Below are 3,249 nucleotides of genomic sequence, written 5' to 3'. Positions count from 1 at the left end.
GCTTTTATAAAATGTCAATATACGGATGATTACCTACTTACCTGTGTACAGCTCGGTATCAGCATTGCCGACCTCGACCTGCTGACCATCGGGTTGGTCAATGATATGTTCACGGAGCGGCAGAATGACGGCTATTCGTACAAAGAGCTGGCAAGTCAGTCGGACTTCGATCGATTTTAAAGGTTCGACTTATTTTACTTGACTTTGCAGACTATCTGATTTATTATACTCGTAAAGAAGTAACTTACGAGTTACTAACTCACGAGTATAATTATTGGAGGTGAGCAGATGAGTCAATTCTATTGCCGTGAGGATGAGCTGCGGAAACTGAATAAACGGTATGCAGGTGATAAGTTTGAGTGCATTGTCATCTACGGCAGACGGCGTGTTGGTAAAACGGCACTGATCAACGAGTTCTGCAAAGATAAGCCTACCATTTTCTTTTCTGCATTGAACACGACAGGAAAGGAAAATCTGGAAGCTCTCTCAAAGTCGATTATGAGTTTTGAGCGGCCGGATATGGAGTCTGCACCGGAGTTCAGGTCCTATGATGCAGCTTTGGATGAGCTGACAGCACTTTCAAAGGAAAAGAGGATTGTCTTTGTCATTGATGAGTATCCTTATCTTGCAAAAGCAAAACCAGCTATTTCAGCGATGCTGCAGCACATCATCGATCACAAATGGACAGAGTCCAAGATGTACCTGATTCTTTGCGGCTCCTCTATGAGCTTCATGGAGAGTCAGGTGCTTGGAAAGGAAAGTCCGTTGTATGGCAGACGTACTGGCCAGTTTAAGATTGAGCCGCTAGACTATAAAGAAACCGCTGTGTTCCACCCAAATCTGTCTGCAGAAGACAATTCCCTGATTTATGGGATCACGGGAGGAGTTCCCCACTATATCAATAAGTTGGATGTGCGAGATAGTGTGGATGAAGCTCTGTTGGATAATTTCTTTGACCGCTCCAGCTATCTGTATGAGGAACCGGGGAACTTACTGAAGCAGGAACTCCGGGAGCCGGCTATTTATAATGCAATCATTAAAGCGATTGCAGAAGGTGCTTCCCGAATGAACGATATCAAGATGAAGGTCGGCGAGGAAAACTCGGTCGTATCGAAGTACCTGAAAACGCTGATCGACCTTGGCATTGCGAAGAAAGAAACACCGATTACAGAAAAACCGGGTAAGAAAACCATCTATCTGCTGGCTGATAACTTCTTCCGTTTCTGGTATCGGTTTGTGCCAATCAATATGAGTGCCATTGACTCTGGCAGAATTGCAAAGACCTATCCACACGCTGTAAAGCAGTATCTTCCTGATTACATGGGTCTAATTTATGAGAAGATGTGTCAGGATTACCTGCTCTATTATTCGGATAGCCTTCCTATTGAGCTGAGTGAAATCGGCCAGTGGTGGGGGACAGACCCGAAGAAGAAAAAGCAGATACAGATTGATATCGTCGGAACTCCTGTTGAGGGCAAAGACTATATCATCGGTTCATGCAAATACCGGAATGAGAAAATCGGTGTGGATGAACTCGATTTGATTCGGGATTATGCCTCAGTTTTTGGAAAGGGCAACAACTATCACTACTATATCTTCTCGAAAGGCGGATTCACAGATGGACTTCTTCAGGCACAAGAGCGAGGTGAAGTTCGGCTGATAACGCTGGAAGACATTTACAAGTAAAAATTCTAATCAACCCTGCTGGTGAAAGCTGGCAGGGTATTTTTATACCCATTTTTAGCCTGTCTGCTCGTAAGTAGGTAATCATCCGTATCTGTTTTTTTGTTTTTTATTCTGCTACAATCTCCTTAAAACTCAGGAGGTATTCTATATCACTATGAATAAAGAAGAAAAAGCAAAACTCTGGTCTGACCGTATCCAACAATACCAGACCAGTGGACAAACATGTAAACAATGGTGTACAGAAAACGGTATCCCTTTATCTACGATGGGATATTGGATCCGCAGATTTGCAAAAGAAGAGCCGGCATCCGAATCTGAACAGGATATGGTCTTTGTCAGACTTCCATCTGAGCAGGAAGCTGCCAGAAAGCTGCTCTCTGAGGAATCTTCATCGGTGCGTATTTTTATTTCAGACAGTATCCGTATTGAAATATCTGATTCCTGCAGACCGGAACTGATGGAATCTATACTGGGATTCCTGCAGCGCCATGCTTGACCTGGCAGGAGGAACAACGGTATATCTTTCCTGCGGAGTCACTGATCTGAGAAAAAGTTACAATGGTCTGGCCGCCATCATCAAATTAAAATTTCACCTCGACCCACACTCACGCTGCATGTTTGCGTTCTGCAACCGTCGGCGTACTTCTATAAAGATCCTTCAATGGGATGGATCTGGATTCTGGAGCCTGATGAAACGGCTCGACCGTAATGCTTTTCAATGGCCGGATACTCCAGATGAACTCCGTCAGGTGACTCTGAAAGAGATCCACTGGCTGTGTGACGGGCTCTCTTTAAATCCCAGGGGTGCATTTGAGGAACACCATCCAAAGATCATCCTGTAAGCATAAGACAGCGGAGCTGTCAATCCCGTAAAAATCATGAAAAACATGGCATTCCCAGCGTATTTCCTATATCCGGAAACGCAGTTTTTTATAGGAAAACAGCTGGAACCATGATATACTTTTTATAACGCTAAAGCAGGGAGGACAGGACATGGAACCGATCTTTACAGATAAACAGCTGAATAACATGAGCCGTGAAGATCTGATCTCATTGATGAAGATCGTACAGGAACAGACAAAGAAGAAGGATACAGAGATCCAGCTGCTGAAGGATAAACAGAAAGAACTCGAATTCTTAAATGCCATGCTCTCTGACCGTCTTACCCTTGCGCAGAGAAAACAGTTTGGGGCATCCAGTGAAAAGTATGCCGAAGGCTATGAACAGATGAACCTGTTCAATGAGGCGGAAGCCAATGCGGATGCGGAAACAGAGGAACTTTTTGAAGAGATCCGGCCATCCTCTTATAAATGTAAAAAAAGAAAAGGAAAGAAGGAAGAAGATCTTTCCAATTTTGAGACCGTTGCGACCAGGACCTATAAACTGGAAGGGGAAGCCCGTTACTGTCCGGCATGCGGATCCATGAAACGTCCGGAAAAAGAACCTTCCCTGATCCGTGGGAGCATTGCTACACCTTCCCTCGTAGCAGGTATCATGAACGCTAAATATGTAAACGGGATGCCTCTGGCACGTCAGGAAAGAGAGTTTGCCAGATATGATCTC

General features: G+C 44.4%; 5 protein-coding genes. All 5 read left to right on the top strand.

The window, feature by feature from the left end; all coding sequences use genetic code 11:
• The coding region (locus tag PGS38_RS17325) for a hypothetical protein (RefSeq protein ID WP_270476447.1) at positions 1-180 on the top strand (180 nt) is incomplete at its 5' end.
• A gap of 108 nt (positions 181-288) precedes the next feature.
• Positions 289-1,686 (top strand): ATP-binding protein, encoded by a 1,398-nt coding sequence (locus PGS38_RS17320; RefSeq protein WP_118750638.1) that lies wholly within the window; start codon positions 289-291, stop codon positions 1,684-1,686.
• A gap of 154 nt (positions 1,687-1,840) precedes the next feature.
• The gene (gene tnpA / locus PGS38_RS17315) at positions 1,841-2,182 is read left to right on the top strand and encodes an IS66 family insertion sequence element accessory protein TnpA (protein ID WP_173841882.1); all 342 of its coding nucleotides are present in this window, start codon (positions 1,841-1,843) and stop codon (positions 2,180-2,182) included.
• Positions 2,175-2,528 (top strand): IS66 family insertion sequence element accessory protein TnpB, encoded by a 354-nt coding sequence (tnpB, locus tag PGS38_RS17310; protein WP_117802758.1) that lies wholly within the window; start codon positions 2,175-2,177, stop codon positions 2,526-2,528. The genes tnpA and tnpB overlap by 8 nt, the downstream gene beginning before the upstream one ends.
• 151 nt (positions 2,529-2,679) lie before the next feature.
• Positions 2,680-3,249: IS66 family transposase (locus tag PGS38_RS17305; RefSeq protein ID WP_416388410.1), on the top strand; the 570-nt coding region annotated here is incomplete at its 3' end.

Source organism: Fusicatenibacter saccharivorans (assembly GCF_027667425.1).
GTDB classification, from domain to species: Bacteria; Bacillota; Clostridia; order Lachnospirales; family Lachnospiraceae; genus Fusicatenibacter; species Fusicatenibacter saccharivorans.
Note: the sequence above shows the minus strand (reverse complement) of the source record. Positions and strands in the feature narration are given on the sequence as shown.